The 2208-nt window shown below is 72.2% G+C and carries 3 protein-coding genes; 1 reads left to right on the top strand and 2 read right to left on the bottom strand.

The annotated features are described in order from the left end of the window. Together ACTIR_RS0104785 and ACTIR_RS0104780 are read right to left on the bottom strand one after the other, a co-directional pair. Positions 1-542, bottom strand: a 542-nt coding sequence (locus ACTIR_RS0104785; protein ID WP_161629615.1) for a thiamine pyrophosphate-binding protein, incomplete at its 3' end; no start/stop codon positions are given. Positions 543-563: 21 nt separating this feature from the next. Continuing rightward, positions 564-1580, bottom strand: coding sequence for a glutathione S-transferase family protein (locus ACTIR_RS0104780; protein WP_026453423.1), 1017 nt, complete (start codon positions 1578-1580; stop codon positions 564-566). A gap of 73 nt (positions 1581-1653) precedes the next feature. Here ACTIR_RS0104780 and ACTIR_RS0104775 point away from each other — a divergent pair. Next, positions 1654-2208: wax ester/triacylglycerol synthase domain-containing protein (locus ACTIR_RS0104775; protein WP_026453422.1), on the top strand; the 555-nt coding region annotated here is incomplete at its 3' end.

The following is a 2208-nucleotide window of genomic DNA, read 5'->3' as shown; positions in this document are numbered from 1 at the left end:
CGCGCGCCGGACCCGGGCACCGCCGGATCGCGGTGCAGGAGATCGGCGGGGATCCCGACGTAGACGGGCCCGCTCTGCGGACTCAGCGCCGCACGGGCGGCGCGGCGCAGCACCCCGGCGATCGCGGCCGGGTGGTCGACACCGAACGTCGCCTTCGTGACCGGGCGGAACAGTGCCCGCTGGTCGGCCATCTCGTGCAGGCTGCCCCGGACCGTGCCCGGGGTGCGCAGGTCGGTCGGCACCTCGGTGGTGATCAGCAGCACCGCCGACGCCGAGGCCAGGGCCTCCCCCATCGCGGTGACGGTGTTCGCGGCGCCGGGGCCGGTCGTCACCAGGGCGACGCCGAGGTCACCGGTGGCGCGGGCGAAACCGTCGGCGGCGTGCCCGGCCGCCTGTTCGTGCCGCACCCCCACGACGGCGATGTCGGACTCCCCCAGCGCGTCCCACAGCTCGAGCGTGTGGACACCGGGCAGCCCGAACGTGACCTCGACCCCGAGCTCGGACAGGGTCGCCACAACGCTGCGCGCACCGGTCGACGACACCGGGCGAGGATACGATCTTGCTCAGGGCCCGGTCACCACTGGCTCGTCCGGACGCTCGGACTCCGGCGGCGGCCCGGGCGGGGTCCCGTCGCCGAACGGCCTGCCGCCCAGTTCCTCCCGGCCGTGCGGGCGCGTCCAGCCGGTGAGGTCGGGCCCCTTCGGCACGATCCGCGTCGGGTTGATCTGCTCGTGCACCTGGTAGTAGTGCCGCTTGATGTGGTCGAAGTCGACCGTGTCGCCGAAGCCGGGCGTCTGGAACAGGTCGCGGGCGTAGGCCCACAGCACCGGCAGCTCGGTGAGTTTGTGCCGGTTGCACTTGAAGTGGCCGTGGTAGACGGCGTCGAACCGCACGAGCGTGGTGAACAGGCGGATGTCGGCCTCGGTGATGCTGTCACCGACCAGATAGCGGCGGTGTTCCAGCCGGTCGGAGAGCTCGTCCAGGCACGCGAACAGCCGGTCGTAGGCGTCGGTGTAGGCCGCCCGGGTGGTGGCGAAGCCCGCTTCGTACACGGCGGCGTTGACGTCCGCGTGCACCCGGCGGTTGATCGCGTCGATCTCGTCGCGCAGGTTCTCCGGATAGAGGTCGGGGGCACCCGGGCGGTGGTGCGCGGTCCACTCCGTCGACAGATCGAGTGTGATCCGCGGGTAGTCGTTGGTCACCAGCCTGCCGCTGGGTACGTCGACGATCGCGGGCACGCTGATTCCGCCGTCGTAGTCCGGTTCGGCCGCGTGGTACGCCTCGGCGAGGTACCGGATGCCGAGCACCGGGTCGCGGCCGTCCGGGTCGAGGGTGAACCGCCAGCTCTTCTCGTCCTGGATCGGGTCGGCCACGGCGACGGACAGCGCGTCCTCCAACCCGAGCAACCGGCGCACCACCAGCCCGCGGCTCGCCCACGGGCACGCCCGGCTGACCACCAGGCGGTAACGGCCCGGTTCGACCGGCCAACCGTCCCGGCCGTCGGCGGTGATGCGGGCGGTGAAGTGGTTCGGGGCGCGATGGAACTCGCCGGTGTCCGGATCGGTGGGAATCGTCGTCATGGACCCACCGTAGTTACGTAGACTCGCCACCACGACGTGTCGCCACGTCGTCGGGGCGGCGGAATGAGGCGCGATGACGTTGATGCCGATCACGGACTCGGTGTTTCTCGCGATCGAGACCCGCGAACACCCGATGCATGTCGGGGGCCTCGAACTGTTCACCCCGCCCGCCGACGCCGGACCCGACCACCTGCGCGAGGTCCGTGCCGGGCTGCTCCGGCACACCCGCACCCGGCGGGTGTTCCGGCGGCGACCCGCGAACCCGGTGAGCACCCGGGGCTACCTGTCCTGGGCCGAGGACCCCGAACTCAACCTCGACTACCACTTCCGGCACTCCGCACTGCCCGGACCCGGCCGGGTCCGGGAGTTGCTGGAACTGACCTCCCGGCTGCACAGCACACCACTGGACCGGCACCGGCCGCTCTGGGAGATCCACCTGATCGAAGGCCTCGAGGACGGTCGGTTCGCGCTCTACAGCAAGATCCACCACGCGCTGATGGACGGCGTGTCGGCGCTGCGCCACCTCCGCGGGGTCCTCAGCGACGACCCCTCCGCCCGGGACTGTCCGCCGCCGTGGAGTGCCCCGCCCCCGACCGGCGGGGCCGGACGCGGCGCGGCCCCACGGACG

Origin of the sequence: Saccharomonospora iraqiensis subsp. iraqiensis (assembly GCF_000430445.1) — a bacterium.
Taxonomy (GTDB): domain Bacteria; phylum Actinomycetota; class Actinomycetes; order Mycobacteriales; family Pseudonocardiaceae; genus Saccharomonospora; species Saccharomonospora iraqiensis.
This window is presented reverse-complemented; position numbering and strand designations above follow the sequence as displayed.

What these genes read in the sequence shown, in the direction of transcription:
- ACTIR_RS0104780 (WP_026453423.1), bottom strand. Translation starts at nt 1,580, where the DNA reads ATGACGACGATTCCCACCGATCCGGACACCGGCGAGTTCCATCGCGCC.